This is a genomic window from Paenibacillus nuruki, assembly GCF_001721045.1.
Classification (GTDB): domain Bacteria; phylum Bacillota; class Bacilli; order Paenibacillales; family Paenibacillaceae; genus Saccharibacillus; species Saccharibacillus nuruki.
In genome coordinates, this window is sequence record NZ_MDER01000075.1 from 1 (window position 1) to 19,668 (window position 19,668).

The 19,668-nt window shown below is 40.2% G+C and carries 15 protein-coding genes; 14 read left to right on the forward strand and 1 reads right to left on the reverse strand.

Features of this window, described 5'->3' with window-relative positions:
* Positions 1–330: 330 nt before the first annotated feature.
* From PTI45_RS18965 to PTI45_RS19025, 13 genes are all read left to right on the forward strand, one after another.
* Complete coding sequence (locus PTI45_RS18965) at positions 331–2,436, forward strand: SpoIID/LytB domain-containing protein (RefSeq protein WP_069329156.1); 2,106 nt, start codon at positions 331–333, stop codon at positions 2,434–2,436.
* Positions 2,437–2,444: 8 nt separating this feature from the next.
* Positions 2,445–3,473, forward strand: coding sequence for a tRNA preQ1(34) S-adenosylmethionine ribosyltransferase-isomerase QueA (gene queA / locus PTI45_RS18970; protein WP_069329157.1), 1,029 nt, complete (start codon positions 2,445–2,447; stop codon positions 3,471–3,473).
* 153 nt (positions 3,474–3,626) lie between these two features.
* Positions 3,627–4,766, forward strand: coding sequence for a tRNA guanosine(34) transglycosylase Tgt (tgt, locus tag PTI45_RS18975; RefSeq protein ID WP_069329158.1), 1,140 nt, complete (start codon positions 3,627–3,629; stop codon positions 4,764–4,766).
* Positions 4,767–4,852: 86 nt separating this feature from the next.
* On the forward strand, positions 4,853–5,167 hold the full coding sequence (gene yajC, locus PTI45_RS18980; RefSeq protein ID WP_069329159.1) for a preprotein translocase subunit YajC: 315 nt from the start codon (positions 4,853–4,855) through the stop codon (positions 5,165–5,167).
* 129 nt (positions 5,168–5,296) lie between these two features.
* A complete protein-coding gene (locus PTI45_RS18985; protein ID WP_069329160.1) occupies positions 5,297–6,619 on the forward strand; it encodes an ArsB/NhaD family transporter in 1,323 nt (440 codons plus the stop codon).
* Between the two features lie 103 nt (positions 6,620–6,722).
* A complete protein-coding gene (locus tag PTI45_RS18990; RefSeq protein ID WP_069329161.1) occupies positions 6,723–7,007 on the forward strand; it encodes a post-transcriptional regulator in 285 nt (94 codons plus the stop codon).
* Positions 7,008–7,159: 152 nt separating this feature from the next.
* Complete coding sequence (gene secD, locus PTI45_RS18995; protein ID WP_069329162.1) at positions 7,160–8,632, forward strand: protein translocase subunit SecD; 1,473 nt, start codon at positions 7,160–7,162, stop codon at positions 8,630–8,632.
* The gene (gene secF, locus PTI45_RS19000; protein WP_069329163.1) at positions 8,622–9,530 is read left to right on the forward strand and encodes a protein translocase subunit SecF; all 909 of its coding nucleotides are present in this window, start codon (positions 8,622–8,624) and stop codon (positions 9,528–9,530) included. Before secD ends, secF begins: the two co-directional genes overlap by 11 nt.
* A gap of 73 nt (positions 9,531–9,603) precedes the next feature.
* Positions 9,604–10,587, forward strand: coding sequence for a cation diffusion facilitator family transporter (locus tag PTI45_RS19005; RefSeq protein ID WP_069329164.1), 984 nt, complete (start codon positions 9,604–9,606; stop codon positions 10,585–10,587).
* An 11-nt stretch (positions 10,588–10,598) separates the two neighbouring features.
* Entirely contained in the window at positions 10,599–13,004 is a 2,406-nt protein-coding gene (recJ, locus tag PTI45_RS19010) for a single-stranded-DNA-specific exonuclease RecJ (protein WP_069329165.1), read from the forward strand.
* 48 nt (positions 13,005–13,052) lie between these two features.
* A complete protein-coding gene (locus PTI45_RS19015) occupies positions 13,053–13,571 on the forward strand; it encodes an adenine phosphoribosyltransferase (RefSeq protein ID WP_069329166.1) in 519 nt (172 codons plus the stop codon).
* A 245-nt stretch (positions 13,572–13,816) separates the two neighbouring features.
* A complete protein-coding gene (locus PTI45_RS19020) occupies positions 13,817–14,314 on the forward strand; it encodes a cation:proton antiporter regulatory subunit (RefSeq protein ID WP_069329167.1) in 498 nt (165 codons plus the stop codon).
* A 1-nt stretch (position 14,315) separates the two neighbouring features.
* Positions 14,316–15,509 carry a cation:proton antiporter gene (locus PTI45_RS19025; RefSeq protein WP_069329168.1) on the forward strand — a complete coding sequence of 398 codons (1,194 nt, stop codon included), beginning with the start codon at positions 14,316–14,318 and terminating at the stop codon, positions 15,507–15,509.
* 275 nt (positions 15,510–15,784) lie between these two features.
* Here the strand turns inward: PTI45_RS19025 and uraA are convergent, their stop codons facing one another.
* Positions 15,785–17,104, reverse strand: a complete 1,320-nt coding sequence (gene uraA / locus PTI45_RS19030) for a uracil permease (protein WP_069329169.1) — start codon at positions 17,102–17,104, stop codon at positions 15,785–15,787.
* 375 nt (positions 17,105–17,479) lie between these two features.
* Between uraA and PTI45_RS19035 the strand changes: the two genes are divergently transcribed.
* The gene (locus PTI45_RS19035; protein WP_069329170.1) at positions 17,480–19,654 is read left to right on the forward strand and encodes a RelA/SpoT family protein; all 2,175 of its coding nucleotides are present in this window, start codon (positions 17,480–17,482) and stop codon (positions 19,652–19,654) included.
* Positions 19,655–19,668: the final 14 nt, after the last annotated feature.

A 19,668-nucleotide genomic window follows, 5' to 3' on the forward strand; every position in this document is an offset into this window, starting at 1 on the left:
ATGTGATGAGTGATGAGTGATGAGTGATGAGTGATGAGTGATGAGTGATGAGTGATGAGTGATGAGTGATGAGTGATGAGTGATGAGTGATGAGTGATAGATTATTATATTTGTAAACTTTATTATTGTAAGTATATAGCTCTCTATCAATGATTAATAAGAAAGTGATTTTAGATTTTAAAATATTTTGGCTAATGAGATTAATGTAATAAGTCTTAATGGTTTTAGGACAATTTCTGTGTAAACCAAGTCATTTGGACCACTTATGCGTATAATGGATAAGAGTGTAGCTGTACAAGTATGGATGAAGAAAGGAACAAGTGAGTAAACATGAGTACAAATGTAAATACAACCTTAAAAAAGTGGAAGAAAAAATTATGGCTTTTGCCTGTAGTGATACTGTTAGCGGGAACACTGCCTCAATCTTCTTATGGAGCAACATCATCTGTTGATAATGAAAAAGTGCGTGTAGGATTATTTTTGGACGTGGGGAGTACATATTCTTCAACGGTTCCTTTTGTAAATGTGAAATCAGCAGGTAGTCTAAGTATTGGACAATCCAATAATGGTGTTGTTGATTCATGGGTATCTATCGGTAATCAAGCAAGCTTCGGAATTGATGGCTACCGGGTTAAAGTATTGGAGACGACGGATTTTGCTACAGCGGCTACAGGTATTAAATTGTTACAATCGACCAGTGATAAACCGATCGTATTTTCAGCTTCCAAAAATGGAGGTACAGTATACCAATTGTATACAGGCATGTATTCTTCTAAAGCAGCTGCTGCCACTGGAGCTTCTCGCACTGCTTCTGCGGTACGATCTATTTTGAACGGTCAGACTCCTGCTGTAAAAGGAGGCTTCCATCTATCTGCTGGAAGTTATGCAACGGAAGCGCAAGCTAATGCTGGACTTGCTGCTGTAGGTGCAGCCGGATTAGATGGATTTGTCGCTATGACCAAAAGTGGTGGAGCTCTTTCTTATAATGTATGGGTGGGTGAGGAAGCAGATGCATCTGCTTTGGCAAGTATCAAGTCGCTCGCAGCAACATCGCTACCTGATGTAGCCTTGACTACGGTAAGCAGTACACAAGCAGCAATGATTAAGCGTACCAATGTGACTTCAAGTATCACAAGTCCTTCACCTGTAGATCATTATATGGTGAGTGGAACCGATGCCAAAATGATGTTACAAGGTAATGATTCTGGAACTCAAGTCACCGAACGGTCAGCTCGAACGTATCGTGGCGATTTCGAAATGAGTAATTATAATGGTCAACTGGCATGGATCAATGTTTTGCCGATGGAAGAGTATTTGTACTCGGTAGTAGGTGGAGAAGTGTCTGCTTCATGGCCAGCTGAAGCGTTGAAAGCTCAAGCAGTAGCTGCACGCAGTTATGCAAGATTTCAAGAACAAGGTTCTAAATTTAAAATAGCAGATGTAGTCGATACTACACTGAGTCAAGCATATAACGGTGTAAGTGCAGAAGACAAACGAATTATTGCGGCTGTCGATGCTACAGCAGGTGAGATCGTCACCAAAAATAATAAAGTGATTGAAGCCATCTTTTCTGCTAATAGTGGTGGAGCTTCGGCAGATCCTTCCGAAGTATGGAATGGCGGTGGAGATGTCTTTGTCAGTGTAGTCTCCAAAGAAGATGCTGCTTCACAAGCTGCACTTAAAAATTGGTATCATGTATTATTGGATAATGGAAAGTCTGGTTATGTGCGTGAAGATAATGTAAAATTATCAGGCAAGAAAACATCGGCTGGATTAGACTATATGACGGTTACTGCTAAAAATACAAATGTACGTCCTTTACCAGTTGTACAAAGCAGTGTAGCGATGGTGGGCCAAATGAATCCAGGCGATCAAGCTACTGTGTTGGAATTATTACCTGAGTCTAATAGTTATGAGTGGATACGTGGTCCGTTTACCTCTGCGCAACTTCTAGCTACTTTAAAAGGTAAAACGACATCAAGCTTACCATCAACGATTACTTCTATTCAGGTATCTCAACGTGGACCTTCAGGTCGTGTTACTGAAATTAAAGTCAATGGTGCTGTTGTGAAAGTTAAATATCCAGATGTATTCCGTTCTGCACTTAATAGTCTACCAAGTACATTATTCGATGTGGTCAATACTGCCAATTATGTAGTAATCGGTTCGAATAATGATCAAAATGAAATGCCAGCTGCTGGAACTGTTCTTTTGGGATCGTCCGGACAAGGAACAGGTTCAAGTTCAACTGTTATTTTAAATGGTGATGGTGTAGCTAGAGTGACTGAAGCTGGTGGATTTTTATTTACAGGTAACGGAAATGGTCATGGATTAGGTATGTCTCAATGGGGCGCTAAAGGAATGGCAGATAAAGGCTCCAATTATAAACAAATCTTGCAACATTATTATAACAATGTGCAAATTACGAAGGGGTAAGTAGAACCATGAAAGTAGATGTATATGATTTTGAATTACCAGAGCATTTAATAGCTCAAGTTCCATTACAAGATCGAACCGCTTCACGATTACTCACATTAAACAAACAAACAGGCGAAGTAAGACATCAACACTTCGGTGAGATTTTAGATTATTTACATGAAGGCGATACACTGATTTTGAACGATACGCGTGTTATTCCTGCTCGTCTATTTGGTATCAAACGAGATACAGGGGCTAAAGCAGAAGTACTGTTATTAACTCAACTTGAAGGTGATCGTTGGGAAGCATTAGTGAAACCCGGCAAAAAGTTGAAAAAAGGCGCTGTTATTGATTTCGGCGGTGAGCTTGAAGCCGTGATCGAAGAAGAATCGGATATGGGGATGCGTGTATTGTCTTTCCGATATGAAGGGATATTCCAAGAGATTCTAGATCGATTGGGTGAAATGCCACTTCCTCCTTATATTAAAGAAAAGTTAGATGATCGTGAGCGTTATCAGACGGTATATGCCAAACACGAAGGTTCCGCAGCTGCACCTACTGCCGGACTTCATTTTACAACAGAATTATTAGAACAAATTGCAGCTAAAGGTGTACAAGTAGGCTTTGTGACTCTGCATGTAGGATTAGGTACATTTCGTCCGATGTCAGTTGAAACTATCGAAGAACATGTGATGCATGAAGAATTTTATTCACTGTCTGCGGAGACGGCTCAATTATTAAATGAAACGAAAGCGCGCGGCGGTCGTATTATTGCTGTAGGCACTACTTCTGCCCGTACACTGGAAACTGTAGCTCGTGAAGCAAAAGGCTCATTGATCGAAGCTTCTAGTGGTTGGACACAAATTTTTATTTATCCAGGACATGAATTTGGTCTGGTTGATGCGATGGTGACTAATTTTCATTTGCCTAAATCTACATTGGTGATGTTGGTCAGTGCATTAGCAGGTCGAGATCATATTATGAATGCTTATCAGCAAGCTGTAGCCGAAGAGTATCGCTTTTTCAGCTTTGGCGATGCGATGTTTATTTATTAGAAAATGATTGTATTTCACAGGGGTGCTCCCGTATAATTAACTGTTGATGAACGTTGTTGTAAGCTATGTCTATAGTGACGTTAACAGGATAAGTTAACTTATTGATAAGTCTGACTATCCTATTTTATAAGCAGAAGGATGAGAACCAATACTATGGCTGGACCTATTACGTACGAACATATCAAAACTTGTAAGCAATCAGGAGCACGTCTTGGACGTGTTCATACTCCGCATGGAGTTATTGAAACACCTGCTTTTATGCCTGTAGGTACACAAGCAACAGTTAAAACAATGAGTCCAGAAGAACTTAAACAAATGGATGCGCATATTATTTTGAGTAACACGTATCATTTGTTTCTTCGTCCAGGTCACGATCTGATTCGTGATGCAGGTGGATTACACAAATTTATGAACTGGGATCGCCCTATTTTGACAGACAGCGGTGGGTTCCAAGTATTTAGTCTGAGTGATATGCGTAAAATTAGTGAAGAAGGCGTACACTTTAAATCGCATCTAAATGGCGATAAGTTATTCCTATCTCCTGAAATTGCGATGGATATTCAAAACTCATTAGGTTCGGATATTATGATGGCATTTGATGAATGTCCTCCTTATCCTGCTGAATATGAGTATGTGAAAAAGTCACTTGAACGTACATCTCGCTGGGCAGAACGTTGTCTTGAAAGTCATGGTCGTCCACAAGATCAAGGGCTGTTTGCAATCGTTCAAGGTGGGATGCATGAAGATCTACGTAAACAAAGTGCACTTGATTTGACTTCGATGGATTTCCCGGGGTATGCTATTGGTGGACTGAGTGTAGGTGAGCCTAAGGACTTGATGTATCAAGCTTTGGATTTCACGATACCGTTTCTTCCGCACAATAAGCCACGGTATCTTATGGGTGTAGGTTCGCCCGATGCTCTGATCGAAGGATCGATTCGTGGAGTAGATATGTTCGATTGTGTGTTGCCAACACGGATTGCACGCAATGGTACAACCATGACTAGTGAAGGACGTGTAGTGGTACGTAATGCGAAATATGCGCGTGACTTTGGACCACTTGATCCGAACTGTGATTGTTATACGTGTCGGAATTATTCCCGTGCCTATCTGCGTCATCTCATCAAAGCAGACGAAACATTTGGTCTACGATTGACCACGTATCACAATCTGCATTTCTTATTGAATCTGATGAAAAATGTACGTCAAGCGATTATGGATGATCGTCTTCTCGACTTTAAAGAAGAGTTCTTCACGCAATATGGACTACATGATAATGATAAAGGGTTCTAAACAAACGGTATGTACATGACATCCATCGAAAAACAATATGATATTGCTTTTTGATTAATGGTTGATAAGAAAAAGGGGGAAATAACATGTTTGAAACAGCAGCAGCTGCAGGTGGAACAGGCGGTATCTGGGGAGCAGTACTTCCATTTGTATTTATGTTCGTTATTTTTTACTTCTTACTGATTCGTCCGCAACAAAAGAAACAAAAGCAACGCAAAATGATGTTAAATACTTTATCTAAAGGTGATAAAGTTGTTACAATCGGTGGATTACACGGTACGATTGCTGAAATCACAGACGATATGGTTGTTTTGCGCGTAAATGATGTAACGAAATTAACATTTGATCGTGCTTCTATCAGTCATGCAACAGGCGAAAAAGCACCTGTTTTGACTAAATAATAAAAGTTTATTAATCATTATAATGATGCTTACATCGAAGCGGGCCTGGTTAACAGGTCCGTTTTTTGCTTGAAGATGACCTCTTGTTATCAGTATGATAGATATAAAGGATGAATAAGGAGGTACAATATGCAACCGACAGCGTTGATGAGTTCATGGCAGCCTGTGGCAGCGATTGTGATCTTTTTGATCATATATGCAGTATGGATGACAGATCGAATAAGCAAAGCACTTGTTGCGTTAGCAGGAGCTCTTATTTTTCTAGTCATTTGTATTGTTGATTGGCAAGATGCGTATAGAATGCATATAGAGTGGAATACAGTCTTTTTGTGGATAGGTATGATGTTAATAGCTGCCGTCATGAATCGGAGTGGCTTAATACCTTATGCAGCCATTTATAGTCTTAAATGGACAAAAGGCGGCCCTATACGAGTGATGCTCTTACTAACAGCATTTACAGCAATAGGGTCGGCATTATTGGATAGTGTCACGATGGTGCTATTGATCGTGCCTGTAACGATTGTGATGACTCGCAAATTAGAGCTCAATCCTGTTCCTTTTTTAATTGCTGAAATTGTGGTGAGTAACTTGGGTGGTGCAGCTACGATGATTGGACATCCGGTCAATATTTGGATTGGGTCAGCCAACCCTCAATTGACGTTCGATTTATTCTTAAAAGTCATGGGTCCTATCGTACTTATCTTATTAGTCGTAAATATTGGTCTGTTGTTGCTATTTTATCGCAAGTCTTTTCGGCAAAAGGGACCTACCACTTCATTGCAACATTTGGAGGAAGAAGCACGTTCTTATATTCAGAGCCCACGTCGTTCTATGATTATATTTATCATCTTTATCTTGACGTTGTTGGCTTTTATATGCCAAAAATGGATAGGTCTCGAAGCTCCTGTGATTGCTCTGAGTGGAGCGGTATTGATGTTGTTAGTCAGTTCTCCTTCACAATGGCGTACAGGGGAGATATGGCGTGAGATCGAATGGGGAACCGTTTTATTTTTTATCGGACTCTTTATATTGGTTGGTGGTCTGGTAGATACGGGCTGGATAAGCTTAGGAGCGATGCATCTTATCGAATTAACCAATGGCAATCTTGGATTTGCGGCGATAATTATATTATGGATTACAGGTGTTGTATCTGCAGCCATTGATAATATTCCGTGGGTAGCGACAATGATTCCTTTAATTCAAGAAGCAGGCGTGCAGATGAATGCCAACACTCCTGCTGTGCTGAATCCGCTCTGGTGGGCTTTGTCATTAGGTGCTTGCATTGGTGGAAATGGTACGTTAATTGGTGCTTCTTCCAATATGTTAGTCGCTGCTATGGCTCATCGTGAGAAACATCATTTTAGTTATATGGAATTTTTGAAAGTAGGATTACCTTTAACATTGATTTCTTTGATCATTGCCTCACTTTATCTTTATTTTATTATCTTGTGAATTTAGCAGGAGATTCCAGTTGGATGAAGAATTAGTTAATGTTGAGCATGGACAAATAAAAAAATAGACAGGGTTATCAAGTGCAGGAAGGAAAGGTGCTCCAATGGCGATGGAAGAATTAACCAATGCCGAGCTTACTGAAGTGATTGAGACATTATGCGAAAGCAAAGCAGAAGAATTTCGACTGCTAGGCTATGAAAATGTAACTTCAGATGAGATATGGGATTGTCTTGGTCATAAATATGATCAGCAGGGAATGCCCAAACTTCATGAGTTGGTTAGTGATATTTTGTCAATGAGGGTAAATCAGTTTATGAATTATGTAACTATGTCATCTTATAAAAGCGCACCAGATACTTGGAACCAGGCACCGTTGGATCAATCATAAACTGTTGAATAACAGCATGAACCAATGATAAGCTGGAGTCGGTACTTTATCGACATCAGCTTGTTTATTTTGCAGACCAGTGGTAAATTGACTGTAATTTGTGCCATCGCTATAATAGGAATATTGAGAATGAAAGGGGAACCACATACGGGATGAAAAGAATCATCAGCTTCGTAGTCGTTATGCTCGTCGTTGCTGGAGTTATTGGCGCAACGACACCGTTATTTAAGGATGTTCGTCTAGGACTTGACCTTAAAGGCGGTTTTGAGATTTTGTATCAGGCTACGCCAACCACGCAGGGGGAACAAGTCACCAGGGAATCACTATTGCAAACAGCAAAAAGTTTGGAACAACGTGCGAATGCTTTGGGAACCAGTGAACCAGAAATTACAACAGAGGGTACAGATCGTATTCGTCTGAAAATTGCTGGAGTTACTGACGAAGCAACGGTTCGCCAAACGATGAAAGAACCAGCGGAATTGACTTTCCGTAGTGCAGATGGCTGTACAACAGATTCTTCTGCCAAAAAAGACGAAGCTACAAGTAAAACAGCAACTGAATCTAAAAAATCAGATGCTACTAGCAAGTCTACTTCCAAAGACAGCAATGAAGTATCGGCTCAATCGGCAGGAGCAACACAAGAAATTAATGTTGATCCTACAACCGGAGAAGCTACAACTGCCCCTGGAGATACATACAATGGCGCAGCAGAGCAGGATCCAGCAGCACAAGATCCGCTTAAAGTATATTGTAAAGTAGAATTGACAGGTAATGATTTCACAGAAAATGGAGCATCGATTTCATATACTCAACTGAATGAGCCACAAATTGCTATTAAGTTGAAAGATGCAAGTAAATTTGCTGAGATCACCAAACGTTTGACAGGTAAAAACTTAGCTATTTTCCTAAATGATCAATTGCTGTCTGCTCCTACAGTACAAGGTGAGCTTTCAGATGGAACAGCGGTTATTACAGGTACGTATACGCAAGAAGAAGCACAACAACTGAAAGACCAAATCAACTTGGGTGCATTGCCACTTAAATTGACAGAAGTGTATTCTCAAAGTGTTGGCGCAACATTGGGTCAACAATCATTGAAAGATACATTACTAGCAGGTGTGATTGGTTCGATCTTGATCCTGTTATTTATGGCTCTTATTTATCGTGTTCCTGGTCTTATTGCAGGATTCTGTATTATTGTTCATACCTGGTTATTGGTTATGATCTTTATTGCAGGCGACTTTACATTAACCTTGCCAGGTATTGCAGCCTTTATTCTCGGGGTTGGTATGGGTGTCGATGCGAATATTATTACCTACGAACGGATCAAAGATGAACTTCGTAGCGGTAAGAGCTTATTGTCTGCATTTAAAGCAGGTGGACGCAATTCATTCGGAACGATTATGGATGCAAATATAACCACTATTATTGCCGGTGCTGTAATGTTCGCATTGGGTACAGGCGCAGTAAAAGGTTTTGCATTAGTATTGATTCTTAATATTGTAGTGAGTATTTTGACGAATGTGTTCTTCTCTCGCTTCTTGCTATCTTTGCTTCTTAAAGGAAAGATTATTACCAAAGCGAAGTCGTTCGGTGTAAAGGAGAGTGAACGCAGTGCGCTTTAAGTGGAATTATGATTTTATCAAAATAAGTAAATACTTCTATACGTTCTCGATCATTTTGATCGTACTTGGTATTTTGAGTCTAGCAATCTTCAAATTGAATTATGGTGTTGATTTCCGTTCAGGTTCTAATGTGGATGTGACATTGACCAAACCTATTACAGAAGCGCAAGCTCAACCTGTGGTTGAAGCATTAAAACTGAGTGATGATCCTAGTATTACGATCGGTGACGGACGGATGAATGTTCGTTTTGAAAAAGTACTAACCGATACGCAGGAAAATCAATTCAAACAAGCATTTAACAAACAGTTGGATAGTGGAGCTTCTTTTGAAGTCAACACCGTTGATCCAGCGATTGCAAAAGAATTAGAACGTAACGCTTTGTGGGCAGTATTAGCAGCAAGTTTGGGTATTATTATCTACATTACGATTCGTTTTGAATGGCGCTTTGCGGTTGCAGCAGTTGTAGCCATGCTCCATGATGCGTTTATCGTTATTGCGATCTTCTCTATCTTCCGCCTAGAGGTGGATCTTACCTTTATTACAGCGATCTTAACGATTATTGGTTACTCGCTGAATGATACCGTCGTTATCTTTGACCGTATCAGGGAAAATCTACGTTTCTCTAAACAGAAGAAAAGTGGAGATATTAAAACCATCGTTAACAACAGTATTTCTCAGACGATGACTCGTTCACTAAATACAGTATTAACTGTATTTATCGCCTGCGTATGTTTGTTCATATTCGGTAGTGAATCGATTCGTATGTTCTCATTAGCAATGATTCTTGGTCTTGTCTTTGGTGCTTACTCTTCTGTATTTATTGCAAGCCCATTGTGGTTGTTGCTTAAAAACAGACAAAAACCAAAAGCGAAAACACCGTCTAAAACGACGGCGTAACATTGCAAGTCCAACATGTTGAAGCCGCGTCCTGTTACAGACGCGGCTTTATGTTGTTTTAGGAGGGAAACTCGTGAAGAACCAAGATATCCATCAAGGGGAAAAGGTGTTTTGGACATCGGTTATTACCGGACTTGGCTTAGCTATTGTCAAAGGGGTTACCGGCTATATTGCAAACAATAAAGCATTAATGGGAGATGCATTATATACAGCTTCTACAGCGGCAAGTAGTCTTGTCGATCGTTTATCGAATAATGGTACAACCGCAAAAAGTCATACACGTCAAAATGGGCGTACAGGTACCACTGCTCCACCTGCTAAAACAGGGGCTCCTTTTGCAAATTTAATGATTACTGTGCTGTTATTGTTAGGTGGATTAGAAATTGGTATTTCAGCTGTGCGTGATCTGATGTCTTCAGCGACTCCTGATCCGAAGCCATATGCGATTATTCCTGTATTTCTATCTATTGCTATCAATGAAGCCGTATTCCGTTATCGCTATCGTTATGCGAAAAAACAAAAAAATGCTCGGTTAGCTGATGATGTTGATAATCATCGTTACTCGTTATACTCTTCAATTCTGGTACTTGCAGGGATGTTAAGTACGATTGCTGCTTTGGAACTGAATATTGATCAACTGTATTATATCGAACCGATTTCTGCGATTCTGGTGGCTGGAATTGTATGGCGACAAGGATATCGTATTGCCAAGCACTCTATTTATGGATCACTTGTACAAGAATTAGATCAACAGGATGCTGTCGATTTTATGGATACGGTACAACGTGTACAGGGTGTTATTACAGTTGAAGAATTGAAAGCACAAGAAGTAGGAGATAGTGTCAAAATCGATCTCAAAATCAGTGTAAATCCACAAATTACTGTTCGAGAAGCGGCAGAAATTTCAGAGTATGCCAAAAATTTATTACTGAGTCGGTTTGCACATGTCAGTAGTGTACAAGTACAGGTGGTTCCTTATAACGGGGGATATCCTTACAAATCAAATTATGAACTGACACAAAGTAGAGATACATCTGGAAATGGTATGCTTCAATAAGGAGGAACCCTATGATTCATTCACAATATCATTGGAATATTCGTCGTCCTGATCAGACGATTTCACAGTCTCTTGCTAATCAGTTAGGCATATCTTCATTGATGTCTACCCTTTTGGCGAGTAGAGGCTATACAGAGGAACAACAAGCTCTAGATTTTCTTCATGGAAGTCGGGAAGATATTCATGACCCGTACTTGCTCGCAGGTATGACAGAAGCTGTAGCACGTATTCGTCAAGCTCTGGATCAACATGAGAAAATATGGATCTATGGAGATTACGATGCAGATGGTGTATCCAGTACAACGTTAATGATCTATTTGTTACGTCATTTGAAGGCTGATTTCGATACGTATATTCCTCATCGTTCCAAAGAAGGATACGGGCTACATCAACATGCAATTGATCAAGCTCATGCTCAAGGTGTGACATTGATTATTACAGTAGATACGGGTATTAGTGCAGTAGAACAAATAGCACATGCTTCACAATATGGCATAGATGTGATTGTAACCGATCATCATGAACCGCCTGCTGTATTGCCACAAGCCTATGCTCTGGTGAATCCCAAGTTACCTTACTGTCCTTATCCGTTCAAAGGGTTAGCAGGAGTTGGAGTTGCTTTTAAGCTTGCGCATGCGCTAATAGGTTCTATGCCTGAACAATGGTTAGAAATCGTCGCTATCGGTACGGTAGCTGATCTGATGCCACTTGAAGGCGAGAACCGTATGATGGTACGTGCAGGTGTAGAAAAAATGAAAAACAGTTCTTTTGTCGGCATCAAAGCTTTAATGGATGTAGCAGGGATTGAACATGAGCAAGTATCGGCTACTCATATCGCTTTTGCCATGGCTCCTCGTATTAATGCGAGTGGACGAATGGAACATGCAATGCGAGCAGTTGAGTTGTTAACAGCTACAGATACAGAACAAGCAAATTATATTTCTCATGAATTGGATCAATTGAATAAATCTCGTCAGGAGCTAGTCAACACGATTACTCAAGAAGCTCATCTAATGGTTGAACAAGGGTATGAAGGACAGACCAAAGCTATTCCAGATGTGATTGTCGTAGCTGGAGAAGGTTGGAATCCGGGTGTAGTCGGTATTGTGGCTTCTAAATTATTAGATCGTTATTACCGTCCGACTATTGTTCTTGGAATCGATCCCGTCACAGGGATGTGCAAAGGATCTGCTCGTTCTATTGATGGGTATGATATTTATCAAGCATTATTGAACTGTTCAGACTTAATGGATCATTTTGGAGGACATCCAGCAGCGGCAGGAATGAGCCTACATCGAGATCAATTGGCTGCTTTTCGCCAAGCTTTGAATGAGCGAGCAGCAACGATTTTGACTGAAACTGATTTGGTTCCACAAACGCAGGCTGATTGTGAATGTGAATTAAAAGAATTGTCTTTATCGGCGATTGAGGAATTAGATCAATTGGCTCCCTTTGGAATGTCTAATCCATTACCTCGGATTGTGTTACGTGGAGTTACAGTCATTCAAGCCAAAACGATCGGTAAAACAGGTACTCATCTTCGCTTGGTAGTCGAGCAAGGAGATACGATGATCGAAGGTGTGGCTTTTGGGAAAGGAGAACTTGCGAGTCTACTAAAAGAAGGAGATCATATTGATCTACTTGCCGAAACGAGTATTAATGAATGGCGCGGTAATCGTAAGCCCCAATTGATGGTGCAAGACATTGCTGTTCCGGGTCTACAGATCTGGGATCGACGGGATTGCCAAGCGATCGATAGCGAATTAACTCAGGTTCGGCAACAATTTGGACGTTATATGGCAACTGAACAAGGACAATGGGCGATCTTAAGTGAAGAAGATGAACATTTATCAAAAAGCCAATTGTGTGATGTATCCCTTTGGGGTTATGATAGAAAGGCTGGCATTGTCGCTAGTAATACTATTTCTATGCAATATGGTGCAGAGGCTGTACGCACATTATGTGTATTGTCTTTACCAGCGCATACAGGGCAGTTGGATATGATTTTTGCCCAGTTCACTTCTCTTGAAAATATCATTCTTCTCCATGATAAGCGGCAACAGCAGGAACTTCTGCAAATACCTGATCGAGATCAATTTAAATTGATCTATGGATGGCTTGTCAAAAGCAATCAGCAATTTGTTCGTGAAGATGAGCTTATTCCTTACCTGAGTCAGAAAACATCCAGTTCGATAAGAATGGTACAGCTTATGCTGGAAGTATTCGAGGAACTGGAATTTATTATTCGGGAACAAGGGAAGGTTACAGTCAATACTTCTCCTTCCAAACGTCCTCTGGATAGTTCGAAGCGGTATCAGGAACTTAGCGAGCTGGCTGAAATGGAATATATGTTATGTGAAAGTGATCTGCCGCAGTTAACATCATGGATGATTTCCCGCATGCAAGGCGCGTCATAAAAAGAAGTATAAGGTTGCAGAGGTTTTTATTTTGAGGAGGAGATTTTTTTGGATTTTAAAGATTATATTCGTGTGATTCCTGATTTCCCGCAAGAAGGAATCAGTTTTAAAGATATCACCACTTTGATGCAAAATGGACCTGTTTATCAACAGTCTATCAATGAACTAAAAAAAATGGTAGAGCATTTGCAAATTGATGTGATTGCTGGGCCAGAAGCACGTGGTTTTGTTGTAGGTGCTCCACTTGCTTATGCACTAGGTGTTGCTTTTGTACCTATTCGTAAAGCAGGTAAACTTCCTTACAAAACGATTCAAGCAGATTATGCTCTTGAGTATGGTCAAGATAGCCTAGCTATGCATGCAGATGCAATCACCGAAGGACAAAATGTTCTGATTGCTGATGATCTGCTAGCAACAGGTGGTACTATTGCTACATCGATCCACTTGATTCGTCAATTGGGCGGTAATGTAGTAGGTACAGCATTTATGATCGAGTTACAAGACTTGAATGGTCGTGCTAAATTACCGGACGTTGATGTGTTCACATTGACACAATATCCGTTCTAAAACGGAGCATTTCCCGGGAAATAAAAAGTTGCATATATAAAAAGTGTTGTAATAACGCCCGATTGCCAATAACTATTATTGGTAAATCGGGTTTTTTGGCGTTTTTTGAGCTAAATTGGACTAAAATGAGATTTTTATGAAACCTAAGGGATAGAAGCACGTATAACATTGTAGAAGCATACGGTATGTACAGTTATTTCTGTATAGATTAGTCATGCTATTTTACAGATAAAGGAGGGGGAAGTATGGCTAACATTCGTGAGACGGACTTACCCGGTATTGGCAGGAAATTTTCAGTAGAAACTGATGAGAGTGAGAAAATATCGATCATTGTGCATGAAGATGGGAAGCGCGAGATTTTTCACAATCCACCGGACAGCCCGGAAGACTATGAGTTGGTGGTTACACTTGGAGATGTAGAAGCTCGCCAGATTGCAAGCATTATTGGTGGGATGAGCTATCGACCTAGTGGACTAGAACAAGCAGAATTATCATTGTCTCAATTAAGTATCGAATGGTACAAATTGAAAAGAAATATGGATTGCTTGGGTAAAACGATAGGCGATCTGGCTGTTCGTGAAAGTACAGGTACTGTGATCATAGCGAGTATCGAATCAAGTCGTAAGCAGAAGATTAGTCCAGGACCCGAATATGTACTACAAGAAGGATATACTCTTGTTGTTGCTGGTGAGCGTAGCGGTATTCAGATTCTTAAGCAATTGCTTGAGAGGGGGTCTGGATAATATGGACTATATTGTTTTTGAGATTGGGATTGCTGTTCTGTTAGTCGCTCTAGCAGGATTACTAGCATCCAAACTGAAGTTCTCGGTAGTTCCGTTTTATATTTTAGCGGGAATGGCTGTAGGACCTCATGCACCAGTATTCGGCATTTTGGATTTTCGATTTATTCAAAGTGCTGAATTGATTGAATTTATGGGAAAGATCGGCGTCATTTTCTTACTGTTCTATCTGGGACTCGAATTCTCGGTAGGTCGGTTGGTCAAAGCCGGTAAATCGATAGCGATTGGCGGAACGATCTATATTGGAATTAATTTTACACTGGGATTGCTGTTCGGTTTTGCTACCGGATTTGGCATCAAAGAAACATTGGTGATTGCAGGGATTACAACAATCTCTTCCAGCGCCATTGTAGCTAAAGTGTTAGTTGATCTGAAGCGTACTGCTAATCCAGAAACAGAAATGATCCTCGGGATTATTATGTTTGAAGATGTATTTTTAGCTGTATATCTGTCGGTGCTCTCCGGTCTATTGTTAAGTGGAGCAACTTCAATTGGTGGTATTCTCCTTTCTGCTGCTCTGGCACTTGGATATATGTTATTGATCCTGGTTGTTGGACGAAAAGCTGTACCGCTATTAAATAAAGTACTCAATATTCCTTCGAATGAAATTTTTATGTGTACTGTATTTGCTGCTTTATTTTTAATTGCTGGATTTTCCGAAACGATTCATGTCGCAGAAGCAATCGGCGCTTTATTAGTAGGTCTTGTTCTTGCTGAAACTTCGCATATGCATCGGATCGAAAAAATTATTTTACCTTTCCGCGATTTCTTTGGCGCACTGTTCTTCTTTAGCTTTGGACTGACGATTGATCCATTGTCCTTAGGTGGAAATGCAGTATGGTTGGCGATAGGTGCTGTGATCTTGACGATGATTGGTAACTACTCAGCAGGGATGTTAGCAGGAAAAACGGCTAATTTATCACCTAAATCTTCATCAAATGTAGGACTAACGATTATGTCACGTGGTGAGTTTTCAATTATTGTAGCCAATCTAGGCGCAGCAGGTGGACTTGCTGCTATCTTACAACCTTTTGCTGCTATCTATGTTTTGATCTTGGCGATTTTAGGCCCATTGATGACGAAAGAATCGAAATGGATTCATAACGGAATCGCACGTATTTTCAGACTCAAAAAATAAGCAAATTATTTTCCTATAACACGTCGAGCGAACAGATGTGAGCGTTACTCAGATACCATATATTCAGTATGGTAAATGACTCGTATTATAAGAAAATGACTTGCTTGGGATGGTCATAACGACCGTATATCTCGAACAGAAAATACAAAGTAGGCTGTATCTACAAAGAAAAAAGTAATACTATTCAATAAAAAAGACTATCCTTGTACAAGTATTCTGTACGTTAAAGGTAGTCTTTTTATTGAATATAAATTAATGAAGATGAGATCAATAGATCAATCTGGATTTTTGGCAGGCATAGATGGATCATCTTTATCGTTGGATAATCCTGTCACATGTAGTATACGGAAAAATAGACTGAGTAGAATACCGACAATCGTCGCAAGAGCCATCCCTTTTAACTCCACAGAACCGAATTTTAAAGTCGCTCCGCTTAAACCTGTGATCAGTACCATTGTGGTAAGTAGCATATTCTGTGCTTTAGAGTAATCGACTTTTTGTTCGACCAGAATCCGCAGACCTGACGCGGCAATCACTCCGAATAAAAGAAGGGATACACCGCCCATAACAGGTTGAGGAATCGCAGAGATCGCTCCTGTAAATGTACCTGAGAACGAGAGGACGATCGCAAATAAAGCAGCTCCTGCAATCACATAGATAGAATACACTTTCGTTAATGCCATAACACCGATATTTTCACCGTATGTTGTATTCGGTGTGGAACCGACAAAGCCAGACAATATCGTTGAAATACCGTTTCCTAATAGAGAGCGATGAAGCCCAGGATCTTTGGATAAGTTTTTGCCTACAATATTACTTGTTACAAGCAAGTGACCTACGTGTTCAACAATAACGACCAAAGCGACAGGAATAATCGTCAAAATGACAGACCAGTTAAAAGAAGGCGTAACGACCTGTGGCAGTTGAATAAAGCTTGCTTCCTGAATTTTGGTTGTATCGACTAGACCCATTGGAAAAGCAAGTCCATAGCCGACTGCAATACCAATCAGAATATGTATGATTTTGGGGAATCCACGAAAAGTCACAGCACCGAGTAGCGTGACGCCAAGCGTGATTAACGATAGCGTAATGACTTTCATATCAGGAGCCCATGTACTTGCATCTGCACCTGAAGGAGCGATAAATCCAGCCATCTGTGCAGCGACAGGAATCAGTTCAAGTCCGATCAGAGCGACAATAGCACCCATCGCTGCTGGAGGGAAGACGATATCTAACCAACCTGTACCTGCATATTTTACAATAAGAGCCACAAGAGCGAAGATAACACCTGTTACAATAAAAGCACCTAACGCAAGTGAGTAACCATTCTCATCAAAACCGTATTTGGTTAATACAAGCGTTACCGGTGCGATAAATGCAAAGCTAGAACCAAGGTACGCAGGAATTTTGCCCCGACAAATCCAGATATAAAGCAGGGTACCTATACCATTCATCAATAAAATCATACCTGGATCGACATGGAACAGATTAGGAACAAGTACTGTACTTCCGAACATAGCAAAAAGATGCTGTAAGCTTAACAGCAATCCTTGAAATAAAGGAAGTTTCTCATTCACTTGAATTTCACGCTGCACGTTATTCACTCCTTCTGATCAAATAGTATTCTCTACATTAACAACAATTGTCTTCTGCAACGATCAAACGCATATCTTTAATAGCTTAATGAGTTTGCATGTTTTTTTCAATAACGTTTTTCAGAAAAGCATGATAATCTTCATAAACCATTCATCCAGAATGGTTGACGCGGATACGTGCAAGAGGCATAATTATAGGAAATCCCCTTTTCGGAACCTGATGCCACACAGATATGGGCAGGTTCCATTTTGATATGTATTTTTGGTAAATACTGAAAACTTAAAAAAAGATGTGAAAACAGGTGATATTCTTTCGTTTCTCAAAAAGGATTCACAATGTTTATTTATAAATAGAAAGGATACGACAACGATTCTATGGGCATAGAGCGATTACTTGAAAAGGCGTCCGCCTACATTAAAGAAAAGGATCTTCACCGCATACGGGAAGCCTATGAGTTTGCTGATCAAGCCCATCACGGCCAGGTGCGGAAGTCAGGAGAACCTTATATTTTGCATCCTTTGGCGGTTGCAGATATTGTTGTTGGTATGGAAATGGATACCATTTCCATTATTGCTGCACTTCTGCATGATGTTGTTGAAGATACCACCGTATCCCTTGATGAAATTCGCACCCGGTTTGGCGATAATTGTGCCATGCTGGTTGATGGTCTAACCAAGTTAGAACGAATTAAATTCCGTTCCAAAGAAGAACAACAAAATGAGAATTATCGCAAAATGTTTATTGCGATGGCGCAAGATATTCGCGTCATTGTGATCAAGCTAGCTGACCGTCTGCATAATATGCGGACACTGAAATACCAGTCTGAAGAAAGTCAGCGCCGGATTGCTTATGAAACACTTGAAATTTTCTGTCCTGTAGCTCATCGTCTCGGTATATCGGCGATTAAATGGGAAATGGAAGATATTGCTCTTCGTTATTTGAATCCGCAACAATATTATCGTATTGCGAATTTGATGCACAAAAAGCGTGCAGAACGTGAACAATATATTGATAATGTGATTGGACGTATCAATGAAAAGCTATCTGAAATGGGCGTAGAAGCTGATCTTTCAGGTAGACCTAAGCATATCTATAGTGTGTATCAAAAAATGACGATGAAAAACAAGCAATTTAATGAAATTTACGATCTATTGGCGATCCGTATTATTGTAGATAATATCAAAGATTGTTATGCCACTTTGGGTATTATTCATACGTTATGGAAACCGATGCCAGGTCGATTCAAAGATTATATTGCAATGCCTAAAACGAATATGTATCAGTCTTTGCATACGACAGTAGTAGGCCCAAATGGCGAACCGACAGAAGTACAGATTCGTACATGGGATATGCACCGCACTGCTGAATTTGGTATCGCGGCTCACTGGGCATATAAAGAAGGTACAACCGGAACGATCGAAAATAAAGTTCCTTTTTTCAAAGAGATTCTGGAATTACAGCATGAAGCTAAAGATGCTTCTGAATTTGTAGAATCACTCAAAATGGACTTTTTCTCTGATTTGGTATTTGTTTTCACACCAAAAGGAGAAGTTATTGAATTACCTATCGGATCTGTACCGCTTGATTTTGCTTATCGTATTCATACAGAAGTGGGTAACCGGACGATTGGTGCTAAAGTAAATGGTCGTATTGTACCACTGGATCATCGTTTGAAAACAGGCGATATTATTGAGATTTTGACTTCTAAACATTCCTACGGTCCAAGTCAAGATTGGCTCAAAATTGCTCAATCTTCGCATGCACGTAGTAAAATTAAGCAGTGGTTCAAAAAAGAAAAACGTGAAGAGAATGTAGAAAAAGGTCGTGAAGCTTTAGAACGTGAAATCAAACGTCTAAATCTGGAACCTTCAGTCTGGTTAACAGATGATAAATTAGTCGAAGTCGGTAAAAAGTTTGCTTTTCATGACAGCGAAGATATGTTATCTGCTATTGGATTTGGAGGCATTACAGCGGCTCAAGTCTGTACACGTTTAACCGAGAAATTGCGTAAAGAACAAGAAGAATCGGCGATTATTGAACTGAGTGAACAGGTAAAAGAAGTCAAAACAGCACCAGAAGAAAAACGTCCACGTCCAACTAATGGCGTAAGCGTCAAAGGAATCGATAATCTATTAGTACGGTTTGCTCGTTGTTGTAATCCTGTGCCGGGTGATGATATTGTGGGTTATGTGACACGCGGACGCGGTGTATCGATTCACCGTAGCGATTGTACCAATGTGCCTGATGTGAGTGACAACAGTGAAGCCGCTCGTATTATTGAAGTGGGCTGGGAAAATGCTGTTGAATCTAACTATAGTGTGGATATTGAGATTACAGGACATGATCGTCGTGGACTGCTCAATGAAGTATTGCAGACTGTCGCAGAAAGCAAAACGAATATTTCAGCGGTATCTGGACGTTCCGATAAAAACAAAATGGCTATGATTCATATGACAATTTTGATTCGGAATACAGATCATTTGCAATCGGTAGTCGATAAGATCAAACGTATTCAAGATGTATATACCGTTCATCGGATTATGCAATAATATAAATTAATCGT